16 protein-coding genes are annotated in these 21888 nt (G+C 64.2%); 6 read left to right on the plus strand and 10 right to left on the minus strand.

Going from position 1 to position 21888, the window contains the following annotated elements; all coding sequences use genetic code 11:
* The 5 genes from ACCD07_RS22690 to ACCD07_RS22710 form a co-directional block, all read right to left on the minus strand.
* Complete coding sequence (locus ACCD07_RS22690; protein WP_218087933.1) at positions 1 to 906, minus strand: MotA/TolQ/ExbB proton channel family protein; 906 nt, start codon at positions 904 to 906, stop codon at positions 1 to 3.
* 85 nt (positions 907 to 991) lie between these two features.
* The gene (locus ACCD07_RS22695) at positions 992 to 1651 is read right to left on the minus strand and encodes an energy transducer TonB (RefSeq protein ID WP_176654145.1); all 660 of its coding nucleotides are present in this window, start codon (positions 1649 to 1651) and stop codon (positions 992 to 994) included.
* Between the two features lie 525 nt (positions 1652 to 2176).
* Positions 2177 to 3727 carry a SpoVR family protein gene (locus tag ACCD07_RS22700; RefSeq protein ID WP_176654146.1) on the minus strand — a complete coding sequence of 517 codons (1551 nt, stop codon included), beginning with the start codon at positions 3725 to 3727 and terminating at the stop codon, positions 2177 to 2179.
* 23 nt (positions 3728 to 3750) lie between these two features.
* The gene (locus ACCD07_RS22705) at positions 3751 to 5019 is read right to left on the minus strand and encodes a YeaH/YhbH family protein (protein ID WP_176654147.1); all 1269 of its coding nucleotides are present in this window, start codon (positions 5017 to 5019) and stop codon (positions 3751 to 3753) included.
* Between the two features lie 78 nt (positions 5020 to 5097).
* Positions 5098 to 7020, minus strand: coding sequence for a PrkA family serine protein kinase (locus tag ACCD07_RS22710; RefSeq protein ID WP_176654148.1), 1923 nt, complete (start codon positions 7018 to 7020; stop codon positions 5098 to 5100).
* A 498-nt stretch (positions 7021 to 7518) separates the two neighbouring features.
* On the opposite strand from ACCD07_RS22710, the gene ACCD07_RS22715 reads away from it, so the two are divergent.
* Positions 7519 to 8532 (plus strand): adenosine deaminase, encoded by a 1014-nt coding sequence (locus tag ACCD07_RS22715; protein WP_413448643.1) that lies wholly within the window; start codon positions 7519 to 7521, stop codon positions 8530 to 8532.
* Between the two features lie 6 nt (positions 8533 to 8538).
* Positions 8539 to 11076, plus strand: a complete 2538-nt coding sequence (locus tag ACCD07_RS22720) for an ABC transporter permease (RefSeq protein WP_413448644.1) — start codon at positions 8539 to 8541, stop codon at positions 11074 to 11076.
* 10 nt (positions 11077 to 11086) lie between these two features.
* Here the strand turns inward: ACCD07_RS22720 and ACCD07_RS22725 are convergent, their stop codons facing one another.
* Positions 11087 to 12097, minus strand: coding sequence for a hypothetical protein (locus tag ACCD07_RS22725; protein WP_353403238.1), 1011 nt, complete (start codon positions 12095 to 12097; stop codon positions 11087 to 11089).
* Between the two features lie 3 nt (positions 12098 to 12100).
* On the minus strand, positions 12101 to 13378 hold the full coding sequence (locus tag ACCD07_RS22730; RefSeq protein ID WP_176654152.1) for a sensor histidine kinase: 1278 nt from the start codon (positions 13376 to 13378) through the stop codon (positions 12101 to 12103).
* A 237-nt stretch (positions 13379 to 13615) separates the two neighbouring features.
* Between ACCD07_RS22730 and cqsA the strand changes: the two genes are divergently transcribed.
* The 4 genes from cqsA to ACCD07_RS22750 are packed head-to-tail and all read left to right on the plus strand — an operon-like array spanning position 13616 to position 18549.
* Positions 13616 to 14809: an alpha-hydroxyketone-type quorum-sensing autoinducer synthase gene (gene cqsA / locus ACCD07_RS22735; protein WP_413448645.1), complete on the plus strand. Its 1194-nt coding sequence runs from the start codon at positions 13616 to 13618 to the stop codon at positions 14807 to 14809.
* A 39-nt stretch (positions 14810 to 14848) separates the two neighbouring features.
* Positions 14849 to 15247 carry a group II truncated hemoglobin gene (locus ACCD07_RS22740; RefSeq protein ID WP_353403235.1) on the plus strand — a complete coding sequence of 133 codons (399 nt, stop codon included), beginning with the start codon at positions 14849 to 14851 and terminating at the stop codon, positions 15245 to 15247.
* A 4-nt stretch (positions 15248 to 15251) separates the two neighbouring features.
* Entirely contained in the window at positions 15252 to 16571 is a 1320-nt protein-coding gene (locus tag ACCD07_RS22745; RefSeq protein WP_413448646.1) for a DNA recombination protein RmuC, read from the plus strand.
* Between the two features lie 25 nt (positions 16572 to 16596).
* Complete coding sequence (locus tag ACCD07_RS22750; RefSeq protein ID WP_413448647.1) at positions 16597 to 18549, plus strand: acyl CoA:acetate/3-ketoacid CoA transferase; 1953 nt, start codon at positions 16597 to 16599, stop codon at positions 18547 to 18549.
* On the opposite strand, the gene ACCD07_RS22755 is transcribed toward ACCD07_RS22750, so the two are convergent.
* The 3 genes from ACCD07_RS22755 to glp are packed head-to-tail and all read right to left on the minus strand — an operon-like array spanning position 18546 to position 21887.
* Positions 18546 to 19343 carry an ABC transporter permease gene (locus ACCD07_RS22755; RefSeq protein WP_176654479.1) on the minus strand — a complete coding sequence of 266 codons (798 nt, stop codon included), beginning with the start codon at positions 19341 to 19343 and terminating at the stop codon, positions 18546 to 18548. The two genes, ACCD07_RS22750 and ACCD07_RS22755, sit on opposite strands and share 4 nt — an antisense overlap.
* 5 nt (positions 19344 to 19348) lie before the next feature.
* Entirely contained in the window at positions 19349 to 19972 is a 624-nt protein-coding gene (locus ACCD07_RS22760) for an ATP-binding cassette domain-containing protein (RefSeq protein WP_413448648.1), read from the minus strand.
* A gap of 13 nt (positions 19973 to 19985) precedes the next feature.
* Positions 19986 to 21887, minus strand: a complete 1902-nt coding sequence (gene glp, locus ACCD07_RS22765) for a gephyrin-like molybdotransferase Glp (protein WP_413448649.1) — start codon at positions 21885 to 21887, stop codon at positions 19986 to 19988.
* Position 21888 lies beyond the last annotated feature (1 nt).

Consider the following 21888-nt stretch of genomic DNA (forward strand, 5'->3'; position numbering starts at 1 on the left):
TTATCCAATCTTTTTAGCGCCGGCTGCGCGGCCAGCTTCGCTGGTGGACATGGCGCCCGAGATCAGTACCGAGTGCACGTCAGCCGAGAACGAGCGCACGTCTTCCATTGCGGCCTTGTTACGACGGACCAGCCAGTTGTAACCCAGAACGGCAGGAACCGCGACGAACAGACCGAAGGCGGTCATGATCAGCGCTTCACCCACTGGACCTGCAACCTTGTCGATCGATGCGTTACCCGACATGCCGATGGCGATCAGTGCATTGTAAATACCCCAAACGGTACCGAACAGACCGATGAACGGTGCGGTCGAGCCCACGGTTGCCAGGAACGACAGGCCGTCTTGCAGACGCGACTGAACTTTGTCGACAGCGCGCTGGATCGACATGGTGACCCAGGTCGACAGGTCGATTTGTTCCAGCAGGGCGCCGTCGTGGTGCACGGTGGCCTTGGTGCCAGTTTCAGCGATGAAGCGGAATGGCGAACCGTCTTTCAGCGCAGCCGAACCAGCAGCGATCGACGATGCTTTCCAGAACTTGGCCGAAGTTTCTTTCGACTGTTTGAAGATCTTCATCTGGTCGATCAGTTTGGTGATGATGATGTACCACGAACCCATCGACATCAGCGACAGGATGATCAGGGTGCCGCGCGATACGAAACCACCGTTCCAGACAGCTTCGAAGCCGTATGGATTGTCCACTTCTTCTTTACCGCCCTTGGCGGCTGGAGCTTCTGCTGCAGGTGCTGGTGCTGCGGCCGCATCCGCTGCTGGAGCGGCTGCTGGTGCCGAAGCGGCTGCCGAGGCTGGCGCGTCAGCGAAAGCTGGTGCGCTTACCAGGGCGGTGGCTGCGGTCACGGAAAACAGCACAGCGGCCAGTACAGCGGACAAACGGGTATTCTTAAACATGCTTCCTCCAAATTGATAAAATAATCAGATCGCTGAACGTAATGACAACGAAAATTACTAGATGAGACGGTGCTCTGCCTCGGTTTTACTCCAGCGTCCAGACGTATTGCATCTGCATCCACGCTTCCGTCGGTTTCCCGTCGGTCAGACCCGGTTTGAATCGGCATTTACTGATGCCGGTTACCGCGGCCTTGTCCAAGTCCCTGAAGCCAGAGGATTTGACGATCTTGGAGTCGGCGACACGGCCGTCGGCTCCAATCAGGAACGATAAGGTCACCGTACCGGTTTCTTCGTTACGCAGGGAGGACTTGGGCCACTCCGGTTTCGCGCAAGTACTGAAGTCGGCCACTGCGGCGACGTTGACCGATTTTGCTGGTCCCGGCGGCGCTGCCGGCGGTGCCGGCGGCGTTCTTTGGATCTCGGTCGTCGCAGGTTTCACGTTGGTCGCGTTAGCGATCGTGTTCTGCGGCGGCGGAGGCTGCTGCACATTCACCTCAACTGGCGGGATGAAAGGCGGCGGTGGCGCTTTCATCTCTGGTGGAGGTGGTGGCGGTGGGAGTTCTTTCGGTGGAGGAGGTTTGACCTCCTCGATGATCTTGGTCTCCACTGGTGCGATCATCTTGCTCACCAGACGTTTACCCAAGCCCGTCACGATCCCATAAGCGACCAGGAGGTGCAACAAAACGACAATGGTAATGCCTGTAAAGTTCTTCCCGGTGCTTTTCTCGTTGTGCGTGAAATTCATGCCTGCTTTCTCCAATACCAACTCTTTTTGTTGCTACTAAACCCCAAAATGGCGACATAAAACAACAGCCGCATCCGGGACGTCGGCGAATTATACATACGAATTCTTGATTTTACATAGAATTTTCATCCCTAAAACCGGTTAAATTTCATAGGGTTTTCCTATATGGTAGCGCTCACTTTGCACTGTTCTAGATCAATCGGCAACACAGTTCTGCTCATTTTCGTGCGCCAACGCACCACGACATTACTTAGTTTTCCCTTAAGCCTAAAAACGGAATTTTATGCACGTAATTTTACTACGAGCAGTTGATAATTTGGCCGCAAAAGTTTCTTTTGTGAAATTATTGCGGATTCCCCGGTGCAAGAACATGCAGAAAAAGATTGACTTCCCGCCCGCTACATGCTTTCCACTAAAAAAAGCAGGGCCAGAACTATTCTTCTGACCCCGCGCCGCCGTCTCCGGCTATATCCCTTGCAAGAGCCGTGCCTGAAATCGGCGCCGGCGTTGCTCTATATATGTTGCTCAGCTCCCGCGCCCCCGTTTCTCGCGCTTGACCTCCATCGAGCTGACGACTTCGCCGTTCGGCCCCACGGTTTCCAGGTGCACGTCGAAGCCCCATAGCCGGGCCACGTGCTTGAGCACCTCGCCGGCCTGCTGGTTCAGCGGACGGCGCTGGAACTGCGTATGGCGCAGGGTCAGCGCGCGGTCGTCGCGGGTGTTGACCGACCACACCTGGATATTCGGCTCGCGGTTGCCCAGGTTGTACTGCTCGGCCAGCTGCTGGCGCACATAACGGTAACCGAGGTCGTCATGTATCGCGGAGATTGCCAGCTTTTCGTTATTGTCGTCGTCCAATACCGCAAAGAAATGGAACTCGCGTATCAGCTTGGGCGACAGGTACTGGGCGATGAAGCTTTCGTCCTTGAAATTGCGCATCGCAAAGTCCAGCGTCTTGCGCCAGTCGCTGCCGGCGATGTCGGGGAACCATTCGCGGTCCTCGTCGGTCGGGTGCTCGCAGATGCGGCGGATGTCGGTCATCATCGCGAAGCCCAGCGCGTAGGGATTGATGCCGCTGTAATACGGGCTGTTGACCGGCGGCTGGTAGACCACGTTGGTATGGCTCTTGAGGAACTCCATCATGAAGCCATCGCCCACCACGCCCTCGTCGTACAGCTGGTTGAGGATGGTGTAGTGCCAGAACGTGGCCCAGCCCTCGTTCATCACCTGGGTCTGGCGCTGCGGGTAGAAGTACTGCGAGATCTTGCGCACGATGCGCACCATCTCGCGCTGCCACGGTTCCAGCAGCGGCGCGTACTTCTCGATGAAGTACAGCAGGTTCTCTTCCGGCTCGGGCGGGAAGCGCGGCGCGGCCTTTTCCGCCTCCTCTTCCTCGCGCCGGGGCAGGGTGCGCCACAGTTCGTTGATCTGCGACTGCACATAGGCTTCGCGCTCCTTCTGCCGCGCCCGCTCCTGCGCCATCGACAGCTTGGCCGGCCGCTTGTAGCGGTCGACGCCGTAGTTCTGGATCGCGTGGCAGGAATCGAGCAGCAGCTCGACCGCGTCGATGCCGTGGCGCTGCTCGCACTCGGCGATGTAGTTCTTGGCGAATACCATGTAGTCGACGATGGCTTCGGCGTCGGTCCAGGTGCGGAACAGGTAGTTGCCCTTGAAGAAGGAGTTGTGGCCGTACGCCGCGTGCGCGATCACCAGCGCCTGCATGGTCAGGCTGTTCTCCTCCATTAAATAGGCGATGCACGGATCGGAGTTGATGACGATCTCGTAGGCCAGGCCCATCTGGCCGCGCTTGTAGCCTTTTTCGGTCGACAGGAAATGCTTGCCGAAGGACCAGTGGTTGTACGACACCGGCATGCCGACCGAGGTGTAGGCGTCCATCATCTGCTCGGCCGTGATGATCTCCAGCTGGTTGGGATAGGTGTCCAGCCCGAAGCCTTCGGCCACGCGGCGGATTTCCTGGTGGGCCTGCTCGATCAGTTCGAAGGTCCACTCGGACTGTTCGGGCAGGGCGCGCGGATGGCGCGGCTTGGGGGGCGGAAATTTCGTCATGTCGTTCATATGCGTTCCACTAAATCGGCTGCCTATTTCGGCTGTTTCTTGAACAGTTCGCGGAACACCGGATAGATATCGGCCGGCGTGACTATTTTCTGCATGGCGAAGTGCGCGTGGTGGTCCGGCACCTGCGAGTACTGCTCCCACAGGTTTTGCGCCGGGCCGTCGGTGATCTCGACGTAGGTGTAGTACTGCACCTTGGGCATGATGGTGTTGATCAGCAGCTGGCGGCACAGCACCGAATCGTTGTCCCAGTTGTCGCCGTCGGACGCCTGCGCCACGTAGCTATTCCAGCTGCCGGCGCCGTAGCGCTCGTCGATGATCTTGTCCAGCAGGTGCAGCGCCGACGACACCACGGTGCCGCCCGATTCGCGCGAGTGGAAGAATTCCTCCTCGTCGACCTCGGCCGCCGCCGTGTGGTGGCGGATGAACACCACCTCGATCTTGTCGTATACCCGCTTGAGGAACAGGTACAGCAGGATGAAGAAGCGCTTGGCGGTGTCCTTGCGGGTTTCATCCATCGAGCCGGAGACGTCCATGATGCAGAACATCACCGCCTGCGTCATCGGCTTGGGCACCTTGACGCGGTTGGAATAGCGCAGGTCGAACGGGTCGATGAAGGGGATGGCCAGCAGCCGCGTGTGCAGATGGTGGATTAATTTCTTCAGCTCGAGCACGCGCGGCGCGTCCAGCGGCGCGCCCTCGAGCAGCAATTCCTCCAGCTCGCGCTCGGCCTCGATGACGCGCTTGCGCGAACTGCCGCCGACCGCGATGCGCCGGCCCAGCGCGCCGCGCAGCGAGCGCAGCACGTGGATGTTGGACGGCGTGCCCGACATATTGTAGCCGGCGCGCTGGTTCTTGAATTCGGTGGTGGCCGTCAGCTGCGTCTTGATCATGTGCGGCAGCTCGAGGTCCTCGAAGAAGTAGTTCATGAATTCTTCGCGCGACAGCTCGAAGATGAAGTCGTCCTCGGTCAGCTGGTCGCTGTTGCCGGCCTTGCCGCGGCCGGCCCCGCCGCCGCCTTTGGGGCGGTTGATCTGGTCGCCCTTCTGGTATTCCTGGTTGCCGGGATTGATGGTTTCCCACACGCCGCCATGGGCGTGGCCGAAAGAAGGCTCGCCCACGTCCTTGACGGGGATGGAGACTTTCTCGCCGTTTTCAATATCGGTGATGGAGCGGCCCTTGATGGCGCGACCCACCGCGTCCTTGATCTGTGCCTTGTAGCGCCGTAGGAAGCGCTCGCGGTTGACCGCGGACTTGTTCTTGCCCTGCAAACGTCGGTCGATGAGATAAGTCAAAAGATGCCTCCTGCTGCGTTTGGTGCGGCGGTCGTAGCGAGGGGCGCGCCGCCGAGGCGCGCCCGGACTGCGGCCGTCTTAAGACGACTTCCTCACGCGCAAATACCATTCGCACAGCAAGCGGACCTGTTTGGCCGTATAGCCTTTTTCCACCATGCGCGCGACAAAGTCGGCGTGCTTGTTGGCGTCTTCGGCGCTGGCCTTGGCGTTGAACGAAATCACGGGCAGCAATTCCTCTGTGTTCGAGAACATCTTCTTCTCGATCACGGTGCGGAATTTCTCGTAGCTGGTCCATGAAGGATTCTTGCCGCCGTTGTTGGCGCGCGCGCGCAGACCGAAGTTGACGATCTCGTTGCGGAAGTCCTTGGGGTTCGAGATGCCTGCCGGCTTCTCGATTTTTTCCAGCTCGTTGTTCAGCGACTCGCGGTCGAAGCTCTCGCCGGTATCCGGGTCGCGGAATTCCTGGTCCTGTATCCAGAAGTCGGCAAAGGTCACGTAGCGGTCGAAGATGTTCTGGCCGTATTCGGAATAGCTCTCCAGGTACGCGGTCTGGATTTCCTTGCCGATGAACTCGACATATTTCTGGGCCAGGTGCTCCTTGATGTAGGAGAAGTATTTCTGTTCGGTCTCGGGCGGGAACTGCTCGCGCTCGACCTGCTGCTCCAGCACATACAGCAGGTGGACCGGATTGGCCGCCACCTCGGTATTGTCGAAGTTGAAGACCTTGGACAGGATCTTGAAGGCGAAGCGGGTCGACAGCCCGTTCATGCCCTCGTCGACGCCGGCGTAGTCGACATACTCGTGCATCGACTTGGCCTTCGGATCGGTGTCCTTCAGGTTCTCGCCGTCGTAGACCAGCATCTTGCTGAAGATGCTGGAGTTTTCCGGGTCCTTCAGGCGCGACAGGATCGCGAACTGCGCCATCATCTTCAGCGTTCCGGGCGCGCACGGGGCCTGGTACAGCGAGGAGTTGGCCACCAGCTTGTCGTAGATCTTGATCTCGTCGGTCACGCGCAGGCAGTACGGCACCTTGACGATGTAGATACGGTCGAGGAATGCCTCGTTGTTGCGGTTGTTGCGGAAGGTCTTCCATTCCGACTCGTTCGAGTGGGCCAGGATGATGCCGTCGAACGGGATCGCGCCGAAGCCCTCGGTGCCTTTATAGTTGCCTTCCTGCGTGGCCGTCAGCAGCGGATGCAGCACCTTGATCGGCGCCTTGAACATCTCGACGAATTCCATCAGGCCCTGGTTGGCCAGGCACAGGCCGCCGGAATAGCTGTAGGCGTCCGGATCGTCCTGCGAATAATCTTCCAGCTTGCGGATGTCGACCTTGCCCACCAGCGAGGAGATGTCCTGGTTGTTCTCGTCGCCCGGCTCGGTCTTGGAAATGGCGATCTGCTTGAGCACCGACGGGTAGCGCTTGACCACGCGGAACTGGTTGATGTCGCCGTTGAACTCGTGCAGGCGCTTGACCGCCCACGGGCTCGGGATGTTGCGCAGGTAGCGGCGCGGGATGCCGTAATCCTCTTCCAGCAGCACGCCGTCCTCTTCCTCGTTGAACAGGCCGAGCGGCGACTCGTTGACCGGCGAGCCTTTCAGGCAATAGAAGGGCACATGCTCCATCAGCGACTTCAGCTTTTCCGCGATCGACGACTTGCCGCCGCCCACAGGTCCCAGCAGATACAGGATCTGCTTGCGTTCCTCCAGCCCTTGCGCGGCGTGGCGGAAGTAGGAAACCACTTGCTCGATCACTTCTTCCGTGCCGTAGAACTCGCGGAATGCCGGGTATATCTTGATGACCTTGTTCGCGAAGATGCGTGACAGCCGGGTGTCGTTGCGGGTATCGACCAATGTCGGTTCGCCGATGGCGGCCAACATGCGTTCTGGGGCGCTGGCATAAGTCAGCCGGTCTTTTTTACAAAGTTCGAGATATTCCTTCATGGACATCTCTTCTTCTTTGGTCCGTTCGTACCGTGCGGCGTAGTTGTCAAAAATGGTCATTTGGGTGTCCTTTAATGTAAGCCTACTTGTCACGGGTCACCGGCAGTTTTGCCTGCCCTGGCCCTGGTCTGTGCATTCCCTTTCTGTATTATTTTTCTTATTGGCCAGCTTCCATTTGGTGGCACGGATTGCCCGTGCCGATGAGCTGGCTTTATCGCCGGTTGGCGGCTTTTATTTGTCGGTCGTAACGCTTCTTACGTCTATGAAATTGATTATTGCGCTATTGGTGCAGGAAGTCAAAAGATATGTCGTAATATCGTTAATACTCTTTCGTAAGCTGTTGATATGTAAAGATAATTTCCAAGAAAACAGTGTTCTTTTCGTGAGTTCAATGACATTTTTTTCGCTCATTTATGCCACAGTATCACGCCTGTGCGCGCCGTGCTGATCGCACCTCAAACAGATAAATTTTGCCGCAACTTGGCGGCCGCTGTCGCACTCTCGCATCATGCGCTAAGATGCGTTGATCCAGCCATCCGTCACAAGGGAAAAAGAATAATGTTGAACGAACAATTGCGCACCGTCGTGCAGCAGATGCCGAAGGCCGAACTGCACATCCACATCGAAGGTTCGCTGGAGCCGGAACTGATCTTCGCGCTGGCCCGGCGCAACAACGTCCAGCTGGCGTACGGCTCGGTGGAGGAATTGCGCGCGGCCTATGCCTTCACCGACCTGCAATCCTTCCTCGACATCTACTATGCCGGTGCCAGCGTGCTGCTGCAGGAGCAGGATTTCTACGACATGACGGCGGCCTACCTGAAGCGCGCCGAGCAGGACAACGTGCGCCACACGGAAATCTTCTTCGACCCGCAGACGCATACGGCGCGCGGCGTGCCGATCAAGACCGTGATCGACGGCATCCACCGCGCCTGCCAGGACAGCCCGGTCAGCGCCACGCTTATCCTCAGCTTCCTGCGCCACCTGTCGGAGGAAGACGCCTTCGCCACGCTGGAGGAGGCGCTGCCTTACCGCGACAAGTACATCGGCATCGGGCTCGATTCGTCCGAGGTCGGCAATCCGCCGGAGAAGTTCGCGCGCGTGTTCGCCAAGTGCCGCAAGCTGGGCTTCCACCTGGTCGCGCACGCGGGCGAGGAAGGCCCGCCGGCCTACATCGAGACCGCGCTCGACACGCTGAAGGTCGAGCGCATCGACCACGGCGTGCGCTGCCTGGAAGACGCGGCGCTGACGCAGCGCCTGGCGCGCGAGCAGATCGCGCTGACGGTGTGCCCGCTGTCCAACGTCAAGCTGTGCGTGTTCGAGCGCATGGAGCAGCACAACCTGCTGCAGCTGCTGGACGCCGGCATCGTGGCGACGGTGAACTCGGACGATCCGGCCTACTTCGGCGGCTACATGAACGCCAACTTCGTCGCCACCTTCGAGGCGCTGCCATTGGGCCTGTCGCATGCGCAGCGGCTGGCGCGCAACAGCTTCGCCGCCGCCTTCCTGCCGGCGCAGCAGAAGCAGAAGTTCCTCGATGAAGTCGACGCCTATTTCGCCGCCCTCGCACTGTAATCCCCCATGTTCAAACTCGCCCTGAAGATGACCGCGCGCGACTGGCGCGCCGGTCAATTGCGCTTCCTGCTGATCGCGCTGACGGTGGCCGTTGCCGCGCTGTCGGCCACCGGCTTCTTCATCGACCGCCTGCGCAGCGGCCTCGATCGCGACGCCCACCAGCTGCTGGGCGCCGACGTCGTCGTCAGCGCCGACCTGCCGGTCAACCCGGCGTGGCGCGCGGAAGCGGCCCGGCGCGGCCTGCGGATGACCGACACACTCAGCTTCCCCAGCATGGCGCAGGCGGGCGAGGGCGAGCAATCGACGTCGCTGCTGGCGTCGCTGAAGGCGGTCGGCCCCGGCTACCCGCTGCGCGGCCAGCTGAAGATCACCACCGACGCCGAACAGGCCGAGCAAAGCCAGGGCGCACCGGCCGCCGGCGTGCCGGCGCCGGGCACCGTCTGGATCGACGCCGGCCTGCTGGGCAGCCTGAAGACGCAGGTCGGCGGCCGGATCAAGCTGGGCGACAAGAGCTTCCGCATCGCCCAGCTGATCGCCTCCGAGCCGGACCGCGGCGCCAACTTCCTCGCCTTCGCGCCGCGCGTGATGTTCGCGCTGGCCGACGTCGAGGCGACCAATCTGATCCAGCCCGGCTCGCGCGTGTCCTACCGCCTGCTGGTGGCGGCACCGGCGTCGCTGAAGAACGGCGCGGCCGTGGCCAGCGCCTACGAGCAATGGCTGCAGGCGGAAATCAAGAACAACAACACCAAGGGCGTGCGCGTCGAGTCGCTGGAGAACGGCCGGCCCGAAATGCGCGCCACGCTGGACCGCGCCGACCGCTTCCTGTCGCTGGTCGGCCTGCTGTCGGCGATGCTGGCGGCGGTGGCCGTGGCGATGGCCGCGCGCCGCTTCATGCAGCGCCACCTGGATGCCTGCGCCATGCTGCGCTGCCTGGGCCTGACGCAGAACCAGGTCACGCTGATGTACCTGACCGAATTCCTGCTGGTCGGCCTGGTGGGCAGTCTGATGGGCGTGGCGGTCGGTTTCGGCGGCCACTACGTGCTGCTGGAAGTGCTGGGCAAGCTGGTGTCGGCCGACCTGCCGGCGCCGACCATCTACCCGGCGCTGCAGGGTGTGGCCACCGGCATGCTGCTGTTGGCCGCGTTCGCGCTGCCGCCGATACTCCAGCTGCGCAAGGTGCCGCACAACCGCGTGATCCGGCGCGAGCAGGAGCCGCCGCAGATGGCGGCGCTGGCCACCTATGGCCTCGGCATGGCCGGCTTTGTCGTGCTGCTGCTGTGGCAGGCGGGCGACGCGCAGCTGGCGCTGTACACGGCGCTGGGCTTCCTCGGCGCGTTCGCCGTGTTCGGGCTGGTGGCCTGGGGCGGGCTGGCCGCGCTCAAGCCGCTGCGCCGCGCGATCGACCACCAGAGCTGGCGCTTCGCCGTAACGTCATTGCAGCGCCGTCCCGGCGCGACGGTGGTGCAGGTGGTGTCGCTGGCCTTGGGCATGATGGCGCTGCTGGTGCTGACCGTGGTGCGCGGCGACCTGATGACGGCCTGGCGCAACGCCACGCCGCCGGATGCGCCGAACCGCTTCATCATCAACATCCAGCCGGAGCAGGCCGCCGACATCGGCAAGCGGCTGCAGGCGGCGGGCGTGGCGTATGCGCCGCAGTATCCGATGATACGCGGCCGCCTGACCGCCGTGAACGGCAAGCCCGTCACCGCCGAGACCTACACCGAGGACCGCGCCAAGGGCCTGGCCGATCGCGAATTCAACCTGTCGACGATGGCGCGCATGCAGGCCGAGAACAAGATCAGCGCCGGCCAGTGGTTCGCCGACAAGCCGGGCGCGCCGGAAGCCTCGGTGGAAGAGGGCATCGCCAAGACGCTGCGCTGGAAGCTGGGCGACAAGCTGCGCTTCGACATCGCCGGCGCGCCGGTGGACGCCACCATCACCAGCCTGCGCAAGCTGGAATGGGGTTCGATGCGGGTCAATTTCTTCGTCATCATCAACCCTGCCGCGATGACGGAAGTGTCGCAGAGCTGGATCACCGCCTTCCATCTGCCGCAAGGGCAGGGCGCGGTGATGAACGCGTTGACGCGCGATTACCCCAACCTGACCATCGTCGACGTCGGCGGCCTGCTGCGCCAGGTGCAGGCGGTGCTGGACCAGGTGGTGACGGCGGTCGAGTTCCTGTTCGTGTTCACCTTGGCCTCCGGCGTGCTGGTGCTGTATGCGGCGCTGATGGGATCGCAGGACGAGCGCACCCGCGAATCGGGCCTGCTGCGGGCGCTGGGCGCCACGCGCAGGCAGCTGTCGCAGGCGCAGCTGATCGAGTTCTCGCTGGTGGGCGCCTTGTCCGGCGTGCTGGCGGCGACCGGCGCGGCGGCCATGGGCTGGGCGCTGGCCACGTACCAGTTCAAGTTCGCCTGGAGCTTCAACCCGTCCGTGTGGGTGGTCGGCTTGCTGGCCGGCGCGCTGTGCGCCATCGCCGGCGGCTGGCTGGGCCTGCGCAACGTGCTGCGCCAGCCGCCGCTGCAGACGCTGCGCGAGGCTTAAGGCTTAAGACTTAAGCCGCCACGCTTTCCTGCGCCATCTGCTCCTTGAGGAACTGGGCGTAGGAATAGGGCCGCTTGTCGAAGTAGTGCGACGGCAGGTCGAACAGCGCCCAGTAGTAGGTCTCGCGGCCCTGGCAGATCTGCGGCGCCGCGCAGTAGCGGTGCCAGTTGTCGGCCACGCGGCTTGAATACATGCCGTCGCCGTAGGGATCGGAGAAGAACGGCAGCACGCGGCGCTCCAGCAGCGCGTCCAGCAGCGACGGCGGGGCGTCGCTGTCGCGGGCGATCTCGTATTGCGCGTACATGCCCTGTTCGGTCTCTATCATCATCAGGCTGGCCTTGCCGTGCTTGTCGAGGAACAGGATGCCGGTCGGCGCCGGGAAGATGTAGTGCTCGACGAAGCCCTTGCTGTCGCTGAGCTGGCGCACCAGCTGGGCCAGCGCCGGGTCGCCGAGGAAGTGGTAGTTATGCAGCAGCACCAGCTCGCGCAGCGTCTCGGACTGCGCGTCGAAATACGCCCGCTGCAGCGCGGCGATCTCCAGCTCCAGGATGTCGAGCGCGTGGTCGTCGCTCTTCTTGATGTAGCGGTCGATCAGGCCGCGGTTGAAGGCGCCCACGGCGATCTTCTCGTCGGCGGCGCCGGTGAACAGGATCTTCTTGCACGGCAGGTGCGCCACCGCCTCGCAGAATTCCAGCCCGTTCATCTGCGGCATCGAATAATCCACCACCAGCACCGACGGCGTCGCGAAGCGCTGGCGCTGCTCGCCGATGCGGTAGATGCACTCCAGGTCCAGCGCCACGTTGCACTGGTCGGCCGGCAGGTTCTGCATGTCGAAATTGACGTGCAGCGGTACGCTCCCCGATTGGGTTCCCTGTCGCAGCCATTGCAGCGCGGCCGTGGTGTCATGGAAGGTCTTGCTGGCCAGCATGGGATCGAGCTGGAACGACAGACTTTTCAGGAACGAGTCGCTGTCGTCGACCAGCACGGTCAGCGTGGGATGGGAGTAGACGGGCAGATGCATGTTTCACCTCGGGAGGGACGGCTGGGGAAATTCCAGGACAAAAATCGCATAGGCGCTCTCGCGCGATACGCAACGGATGGTGGCGTTCCAGGCGCTCATGATTTCTTCGCACAGCGCCAGGCCGATGCCGGCGCCGTTATGCGGCGGAAAGGAGTAGAAGCGGCGGAAGATCAGCGGCATCTGCTGGGCCGGAATGCCGCAGCCGGTGTCGATGAATAGCAGGCGCGGCGGCACATGGGCGCCGTCGACCACGATGCGCACGCGGCCCTTGCCGGCGCGCTGCACGGCTTTCAGCGCGTTGCGCAGCAGGTTCAGCAGGATCACCACCGACAGCTCGGTCTGGCCGGAGAAGGTGAAATTGCGGCGCACCTCGAGCGCGACGATTTTTTGCTGGCCCGCGTTGACGAAGGGGTAGCGCTTGAGCATGCCCTCCACCACGCCGTCCATCATCACCGTCTCGACCGGCCGCAGGTTTTGCCGCACCGCCGTCGCGCTGAGCAGGAACAGGTCGATCATGTGGTTCATGTGGCGCACTTCGAACTGGATGCGGGCCAGCGCGTCGACGGTGCCGAGGCGGTCTTCCAGGTTGCGGCCGCCGGCGTCGGAAAACAGGCGCAGCAGGCCGCGCACATTGGCGTCGACGCTGGTCAGCGGCGTGCGCAGCTCGTGGGCCACGGTGGCCAGGCCGGCGCCCAGGCCGGCCAGCTTTTCCTGCGCCAGCACGTGGCGGCTGATCTTGGCGGCCGACAGCGCGGCGATGGTGAACCAGTGGATCGGCACCTGCTGCAGCACGGATTGGCTGAGCAGCGTGGCGCCTTCGCCCAGCCCGACGACGGCGGCGACCGCCAGCGTGGTGCCGGCCACGTAGGCCTTCAGCGCCAGGCCGGTGTCGAAATGGAACAGCACCACCAGGCCGATCAGCAGCGATTCGCTCCACACGCCCGACGCATGGTTCATCAGGAACATGAAGGTGAAGAAGAACGGGAAAATATAGCTCAGCGTGACCACCAGATAGATCTGCAGCATCCTGCGGCTGAACTGGCGCGCGAACAGTCCCAGCGCGCTCAGCAGGATCCCCAGCAGCCTCAGCGGCAGCGATTCGTATTCCTGCGGAAAGAAATGCTGCCAGATCACGTAGTACAGCGGCATGCCCACCGTGCCTATGCAGGCCAGCAACAGCACGCGCACCATGGCATGGTCCTCGCGGCCATGGTAGAGCAGCAAGGCCTGGATCTTTCCGTGCTGCCAGCGTTTCCAGCGTTCTTGCAGAGGGGGCTTCATTGTGAGATTGACTTTTATCAAGTTCCCATGATCGCCTTAATTTGCAACTTCAACCGGCAATTCAAATCAAGAGTTGATCCGCATCAATCTCTTCATGTTTTTTTGGCCTCATGGTTGGCATTGGATTCATAAAAAAACAACCTTTTCCAAAACCCATACAGGAGCAAAAAAATGCCTCACGCGATTGCTATAGATCATGCCCAGCCCCGCGCTTTTGCTTTACCGGCTGAACAGCAAATGCCCGAATTCGTGACCCGCCGCATGGACGAACATTACATTACCCGTATTGAGCAATTGCTGGGCGGCGAGCATCCGCATGCATGGCAACCGACGCCGGCCGGCGCGGTTTTCCTCGCCGGAAACGATTACCTGTGCCTGGCTGGGGAGCCGGCGCTGGTGGGCGCGCAGATCGCGGCGTTGCGCCGGGGACCGGGCGAGCTGCTGATGTCGGCCGTGTTCCTGCAGGAGGGCAGCGCCCAGCACCGGCTGGAACAGAAATTCGCGCGCTTCATGGGGGCGCAGGACGGCATCCTGGCCCAGTCCGGCTGGGCCGCCAACGTCGGCCTGGTGCAGACGCTGGCGGCGCCGGGCATCCCGGTCTACCTGGACATGCAGGCGCACGCCTCGCTGTGGGAAGGCGTGCAATCGGCCGGCGCCACGCCGGTGACCTTCCTGCACAACGACATGGAACATCTGCGAAAGCAGCTGGCGCGCCATGGCAGCGGCCTGATCGTGGTCGACGCGCTGTACAGCACCAACGGCAGCCTGGCGCCGCTGGTGGAGCTGGTGGAAATCGCCGAACGCTCCGGCTGCCTGCTGATCGTCGACGAATCGCACTCGCTGGGCACGCACGGCCCGCGCGGCGCCGGGCTGGTGGCGGAACTGGGGCTGAGCGAGCGGGTGCATTTCCGCACGGCATCGCTGGCCAAGGCGTTTGCCGGGCGCGCCGGCTTCATCACCTGCTCGACCAAGTTCAAGGGCTATTTCCTGTCGGAGTCGCGGCCCGCCATCTTCAGCTCGTGCATGCTGGCGCACGAGCTGGCCTGGTTCGACGCCGCCGTCGACTTCGTGGCGGCGGCCGACGACCGCCGCGCCGCGCTGCACGCGCATTCGCGCGAGGTGCGCGAGGAATTGAGCGCGCTGGGCTACAACGTCGGCGACGGCAGCGAGCAGATCATCGCGCTGGAGCCCGGCCCGGAGCCCAAGACGCTGGCGCTGCGCAAGCTGCTGGAGCGGCGCGGCGTGTATGGCGCCATGTTTTGCGCGCCGGCCACGCCGAAGAACCGTTCGCTGGTGCGGCTGACGCTCAATTCCGGGCTGGACCGGTCGCAGCTGTCGCGCATCGTCCAGGCCTGCGACGACATCCTCGACGAGATCGACCTGGAGAACTGGTCGTCCACGCGCCGCCTGCGCCGGCTGGCGCTGGTGTAAGAGCGCCTGAAGGCGCGGATCGCCGCCCGGTACGCTATCATGGAGGCTATGACTGAATCCCGAACTCTCTATGAAGTGATCGGCGGCGAATCGCGCGTGCGCGAGATGGTCGACCGGTTTTACGATTTGATGGAACTCGAGGCGGAGTTCGCGCTGCTGCGCTCCGTGCATCCGCCCACGCTGGACAACGCGCGCGAACGGCTGTTCATGTTCCTCAGCGGCTGGATGGGCGGGCCGGACCTGTACATCGCGGAACACGGCCATCCGCGCCTGCGCATGCGGCACATGCCGTTCGCCATCGGCACCCAGGAACGCGACCAGTGGCTGCGCGCGATGGCATGGGCGATGGAAGATGTCGGCATCGACGAGGCGCTGCGGTTGCGGTTGATGGAGTCCTTCTATCAAACCGCCGACTGGATGCGCAACAAGCCGGATTGACGCCATGAGCCAGACCGAATTTTTTGTGCTGCTGGCGATCGGGCTGGCCGTGCTGGCGCTGCAGGTGCTGGCGCTGCTGCGCGGGCGCGCCGGCGGTGATGCTGCGGCCAGCGCCGGCCTGGCCGAGCGCATCGAGCGAGTCGAGCGCGAAGTGAGGATGCAGCTGCAGACCACGGCGCAGGCCACGCACGCGGCCAGCGTGCAGCAGTTCGAGGCGATGCGCCGCCAGCTGGAGGCGCAGGGACTGGTGGGACGCGACGAGCAGGCGCGCAGCCTGAAGCAGTTCGCCGACAGCATGAACCTGGCCCTGATCCGGCTGACCGAATCGAACGCCGCGCGCATGCAGGAGGTGCGCGCAACGCTGGAGGCGAAGATCAAGGACTTGCAGGCCGACAATGGCTCGCGGCTGGAAGAGATGCGCAAGACGGTCGACGAGAAGCTGCATGCGACGCTGGAGGCGCGCTTGAGCGCATCGTTCCAGCAGGTGTCGGAGCGGCTCGAGCGCGTGCACCAGGGGCTGGGCGAGATGCAGCAGCTGGCGCTGGGCGTCGGCGACTTGAAGCGGGTGCTGACCAACGTGAAGACGCGCGGCACCTGGGGCGAGGTGCAGCTGGAGATGCTGCTGGAGCAGGTGCTGACGCCGGAGCAGTATGCCAAGAACGTCGAGACCATCGCCGGCAGCGGCGCGCGCGTGGAGTTCGCGCTCAAGCTGCCGGGCCAGGTCGAAGGCGGCGCGCCGGTGTGGATGCCGATCGACGCCAAGTTCCCGAAGGAGCAGTACGAACGCCTGCTGGATGCGGCCGAGCGCGCGGACGCGGACGGCGTGGCGCTGGCCGGACGGGAGCTGGAACGTGCGGTGCGTGTCGAGGCCAAGACGATTTCGGAGAAATACGTCTCGCCGCCGCACACCACCGATTTCGCCATCCTGTTCCTGCCGACCGAGGGCCTGTATGCGGAAGTGATGCGGCGTCCCGGCCTGGCCGACGAGCTGCAGCGCGTGAACCGCATCAGCATCGCCGGGCCGTCGACCTTGTCGGCGCTGCTCAACAGCTTGCAGATGGGCTTCCGCACCTTGGCGCTGGAAAAGCGTTCGTCGGAAGTGTGGCAGGTGCTGGGCGCGGTGAAGACGGAGTTCGGCAAGTTCGGCGACGTGCTGGCCGCCACCAAGCTGTCGCTGGAGCGCGCGGCCAAGAACATCGAGACGGCCGAAACCCGCAGCCGCCAGATGGCGCGCAAGCTGAAGACGGTGGAAGCATTGCCGAGCGAGGCGGCCCAGCTGCTGCTTGGTCCTGAACTAGACAAGAACGATCTGGATGTAGACTAAAACGAGACTAAAAACGGAGCTTGCCATGCCTGCTCGTCCCCCTGATTTTTCCACGGTCGGCATGCCGGCCGTCCAGCGCAGCAAGATCGTCAGCGCGGCCGACGCGGTCGGCCTGATACGCGATGGCGACACCATCGCCACCGGCGGCTTTGTCGGCGTGGGATTCGCCGAGAACATCGCCGTGGCGCTGGAACAGCGCTTCCTGGCCGACGCCCATCCGCGCGACCTGACGCTGGTCTACGCGGCCGGCCAGGGCGATGGCAAGGACCGCGGCCTGAACCACTTTGGCCACGAAGGCCTGCTGAAGCGCATCATCGGCGGCCACTGGAGCCTCGCGCCCAAGCTGCAGCAGCTGGCCATCAGTGGCAAGGCCGAGGCCTACAACCTGCCGCAAGGCGTCATCAGCCAGCTGTTCCGCGACACCGCCGCCGGCAAGCCCGGCCTGCTGACCCACGTCGGCCTCGGCACCTTTGTCGATCCGCGCCACGGCGGCGGCAAGATCAACGACCGCACCACCGAGGAACTGGTCGAGCTGATGACCATGGGCGGCAAGGAGTACCTGTTCTACAAGGCGCAGCCCATCCACGTCGGCATCATTCGCGGCACCACGGCCGACGCCAACGGCAATGTCACCATGGAGCGCGAGGCCCTGACGCTGGAAGCGCTGGCGATCGCGATGGCGGCGCACAACTCGGGCGGCATCGTCATCGTGCAGGTGGAACGGATCGCCGAACGGGGCACGCTCAATCCGCGCCAAGTGAAGATCCCCGGCGTACTGGTCGACTGCGTGGTGGTGGCGGAAAAGCCCGAATACCATATGCAGACCTTCGCCGAGCCTTACAGCGCGGCCTTTGCCGGCGAGGTGCGCGTGCCCTTGTCGGCGGTGGTGCCGATGCCGCTGTCCGAGCGCAAGATCATCGCCCGGCGCGCGTTGATGGAGCTGCGTCCGAACAACGTCGTCAACCTGGGCATCGGCATGCCCGAGGGCGTGGCCGCCGTGGCGGCCGAGGAAAAGCTGCTGGACCTGGTGACGCTGACGGCGGAGCCAGGCGTGATCGGCGGCATGCCGGCCGGAGGCCTGAACTTCGGCGCGGCGACCAATGCGGACGCCATTATCGACCAGCCGTACCAGTTCGATTTCTACGACGGCGGCGGCCTCGATGTCGCGGTGCTGGGCCTGGCGCAGGCGGACCGCCACGGCAACCTGAACGTCAGCAAATTCGGCAGCCGCCTGGCCGGCGCGGGGGGCTTCATCAACATCAGCCAGAACGCGCGCAAGGTGGTGTTTGTCGGCACCTTCACCGCCGACAAGGGCGCCACGCGCAAGTTCATCAACGAAGTCGAGCACCGCACCTACAGCGGCGAATACGCGGCGCGGCGCGGGCAGGAAGCCTTGTTCGTCACCGAGCGCTGCGTGTTCCGGCTGGTGCTCGACGGCGGCATGTCGGGCCTGGAGCTGGTCGAGATCGCGCCGGGCATGGACCTCGAGCGCGACATCCTGGCGCATATGGATTTCAAACCGGCGGTCAGCGCGCAACTGAAGCTGATGGACGCGCGCATCTTCTCGCCGCTGGCGATGAACTGGCGCGGCGATTTCTTGGCGCAGCCGCTGGAACGGCGGCTGGTGTACGACGCCCAGCAGCAGCTGTTCTTCGTGAACTTCGAAGGCTTCGAGGTGACCGATGCGGCCACCATTGCCACCATCTGCGACATGGTGGCGGAGCGGCTGGCGCCGCTGGGCCGCAAGGTGCCGGCGGTGATCAACTACGACAACTTCTCCATCGCGCCGGACTTGATGGACGATTACGTCAAGGCGGTCAACGGCCTGGCGGAGCGCTACTACAGCAAGGTCACGCGCTACGCGCACAGCACTTTCATGCGCGCCAGTCTGGGCCGGGCGTTCCGGCGCATCGAGAAAGATGCAGCGTTGTTCGTCAACTCGGCCGAGGCGCTGCTGCGTCTCAGAGAAGATAGCTAGCGTTTCTGTAGTCGTTCCAGCCGCAGCCGGTGGCGTTCGTCGGTGACGCTGCGCGCCGCCAGGTACACCGCCAGCGCGACCGACAGGCCGCTGCCGCCGGCCAGCAGGAACATCAGCAGGATCTGGTAGCGCACCGCGTCCATCGGGTCCATGCCGGCGAGGATCTGGCCGGTCATGATGCCGGGCAGCGTGATGATGCCGGCCGCCGACATCTGGTTGATGATGGGGATCAGGCCCTTGCGTACCGAAGCCCGGATCAGCGGCGCCAGCGCCTCGTTGCGCGAGGCGCCCAGTACCAGTTGCGCCTCGATCGCGCCGCGGGCGTCGACCACGCCGCTGTAGAAGGTATCGAGTCCGAGGCTGGCGGAATTGAGCACGTTGCCCAGCACGATGCCGATCAGCGGGATCGCGTATTGCGGCTCGTACCACGGCGTCGGATGCAGCACCGTGAACAGGGCCAGCATCACCGTGGCGATGCTGGACAGGCCGACGCTGGCGGTGCTCAGCCACACGCCGGGCCAGCCGCGCAGGCCGTGCGCGGGCCGCACCGCCACCTCGCGCGCGGCGGCGACGATCATCAGCAGCGCGACGGCCAGCGTGGCGGCCGGCGAGGCCAGCGCGAACACCCAGCGCAGCACCACGCCGACCAGCAACAGCTGCACCACCATGCGCAGGGCCGACCACAGCATCTGGCGTTGCATGCGCAGGCCGAGATAGGCCGAGATGGCGGCGTTCAGCAGGATCAGCGAGGAGGCGACGGCCAGGTCGACCGCGCTGGGCTGGATCGGCGTCATACCGGTCATGGCGCGGCTTCCGTCAGGCGGCGGTCGCGCATGATCATGGAGCGGTGGCCGAGGGTTTGCGCCTGCGCTTCGGAGTGCGTGACCAGGATGATCGACAGGCCGGCCGCCAGTTCCTTTTGCAGCAGCCGTTCCGTGGCGGCGACCGATTGCGGGTCCAGCGCGGCGGTGGGTTCGTCGAGCAGCAGCACCTGCGGCCGGCAAGCCAGCGAGCGTATCAGCGCCATGCGCTGACGCTCGCCGGTGGACAGGCGGCCGATCTCATTGTCCAGCAGGTCCGGCGACAGGTTCAGTTGCGGCAGCAGTTCGCGCACGTGGTCCATCTGTCCCGGCTTGAAATGACCGGCGGCGGTCGGCAGCCACCACGCGGCCTCGGCCGGCTGGTAGACCACGCTGGCGCGCCACGCGGGAGCGGGCATGGCGGCGCGGGCGACGCCGTTCAGTTGCGCCTCGCCGGTATTCGGATCGAGGTCGCACAGCATGCGCAGCAGCAGGCTCTTGCCGGCGCCGGATGGGCCGGAGATGGTCAGGCACTGGCCCGCTGCCAGGTCGAAGGAGAAGGGGCCGGCCAGCGTCGATTGCAGTTCGCGGATGTGCAGGCGTGGAGTGGCCGGTGGGTTCATCAAGCCAGGCCGGTTATATCAACCCGTCGAACAACAGCACCTCGACCATCTCGCCGGCGGCGACGTTGCCCTGCGCGTCGTGCAGCACGACGATGCAGTTCGCGTCCGTCATCGAGCTGAGGATGCCCGAACCTTGGGCGCCGGTCAGGCGCACTTGCGGTTCGCCATCGGCGCCGGTGTCCAGGATGCCGCGCTGGTATTCGGTGCGGCCGGGGCGCTTGCGTATCGCTTGCGCGGCCTTGGCGCGCATGGCAGGGATGCCTTGATTTTGCGTGCCCATCATGCGCAGCAGGGCGGGGCGGGCGAACATGTAGAACGACACCATGACGGCGACCGGATTGCCGGGTAGGCCGAACAGCCAGGCGCTATGGCCGTCCGCTTGCACCTGGCCGAAGGCGAGCGGCCGGCCGGGACGCATCGCCAGCTTCCAGAAGGCGACGTCGCCGAGGCGGGCCATGATGTCGCGCGTGTAGTCGGCCGCGCCTTCGGAGACGCCGCCGGAGGTGACGATGGCGTCGGCATCGGCGGCGGCGGTACGCAGCGCCGCTTCCAGCGCGGCGGGATCGTCGCGCACCACGCCCATGTCGATCACTTCGCAGCCGAGCCGCGTCAGCATGCCGAACAGCGTGTAGCGGTTGCTGTCGTAGACGCAGCCGTCGTCGAGGCAGTCTCCCAGCGAGCGCAGTTCATCGCCGGTGGAGAAGAAGGCCACGCGCAGCTTGCGCAGCACGCTCACCTCGGCAATGCCCAGCGATGCGACCAGGCCCAGGTCGGCGGGACGCATGATCTTGCCCCTGGCCAGCGCGATGCCGCCGGCCTGCAAATCTTCGCCGGCGCGGCGCAGGTTGGCGCCCGCGCGGATCGCGCCATGCCCGATGGTGACGGTGTGCTCGCCGATGTGCTCGGCCAGTTCCTGCGGCAGCACGCTGTCGCAGCCGGGCGGGATGGCGGCGCCGGTCATGATGCGCACGCACTCGCCGGCTTGCGGCGCCTGCGTGCACGGCCGGCCGGCGTAGGCGATGCCGATGACCTTGAGCGTGACTTCGGGCGCGCCGGCGTCGGCGGGCAGGTCGGCGCCGCGCAGGGCGTAGCCGTCCATCGCCGAGTTGTCGTAGGCCGGCACGTTGATCGGGGAGATGATGTCTTCGGCAAGCACGCGGTCGAGGGACGCACGCAGGGCCAGTTTTTCGTTGCCGTCGACCGGCGCGACCCGCTCGCAGATGATGCGGCGGGCTTCGGCCACAGGCAGCGTGTCGGCGTCCCCCGCAGGCGCAGGCACGGCGGTCGGTGCCGGCTGTTCACGCTCGTGCTGCTGCAGTTCGGTCAGCGTATTGATGTTGCGGAAGGCGTCGGCGTCGTCGAACAGCACTTCGGCCACGCGCAGCGATTTGTACCAGCTCTCCATGCGGCGCGCGCCGGTGTCCAGGTAGGCGTCCAGCTGCGGCAGCAGGCTGGCCTTCATCAGGCTGAAGACGGGATGCAGCTGGCGGTAAGGTTCCGCGGCGCCGTCTTCCTTTTCCATCGTCACGGCGACGGCCAGGTCGGCGTTTTCTGCCTGCATCGCCGCGTAGAGCCGCTCGGCCAGGTCGGCCGGCAGGAAAGGCGAATCGCAGGGCGCCGTCAGCAGCAGCTCGGTCGGACAGTACTGCAGGCCCACCTGCAGGCCGGCCAGCGGGCCTTCAAAGCCGTCGATGAAATCCGGCAGCACCGGCGCGTCGCCGGCCGCCGCCTGGTACTGCGGCAGGTTGCGGTTGGCGTTGATGGCGACGATGGAGACCTGCGGCGCCAGCCGTTGCAGCACGTGCGCCACCAGCGTGGCGCCGCGAAACGGCTGCAGGCCCTTGTCGACGCGCCCCATGCGCGTGCCGCGCCCGCCCGCCAGTATCAGTCCGGTGACCTTGCTCTTCAAAGACAAA

The organism is Duganella sp. Dugasp56 (assembly GCF_047304105.1).
Classification (GTDB): Bacteria; Pseudomonadota; Gammaproteobacteria; order Burkholderiales; family Burkholderiaceae_D; genus Rugamonas; species Rugamonas hordei.